Genomic DNA, 325 nt, shown 5'->3' with positions numbered 1-325 from the left:
ATAGTGCAGCCTGATCACACATGGACCACAGATGTCCCTGTGGTTGATCTTGCGAAACTACCGGACGGAACTACGCCGACAATTACGGCAACGGTGACAGACCTTGCTGGAAATGAAGCAAAACCTGCAACCCATGATCTTACGATTGATACCTCAATTGATCAGACTACTGTTAAGTTAGTTGATGGTGGTGCAGGTGCAAACTTTGATGGTGTTATCAATCACAACGAGCAAACCCACGCCGTAATCACTGGCACTATCGATCCAACGGCTATGTTAACGGTACTTACGGTTACCGATGGCACGCATACTATTGATGTACCAT

The 325-nt window shown here is 46.8% G+C and carries 1 protein-coding gene; it reads left to right on the top strand.

The genetic code is table 11. The features are described 5' to 3' along the window. Nucleotides 1-325, top strand: a 325-nt coding sequence (locus tag AB4585_RS25645; RefSeq protein ID WP_372171599.1) for a hypothetical protein, incomplete at both ends; no start/stop codon positions are given.

The organism is Vibrio sp. 10N.222.49.C9 (assembly GCF_041474985.1).
In the GTDB taxonomy this organism is placed as follows: Bacteria; Pseudomonadota; Gammaproteobacteria; order Enterobacterales; family Vibrionaceae; genus Vibrio; species Vibrio crassostreae_C.
Note: the sequence above shows the minus strand (reverse complement) of the source record. Positions and strands in the feature narration are given on the sequence as shown.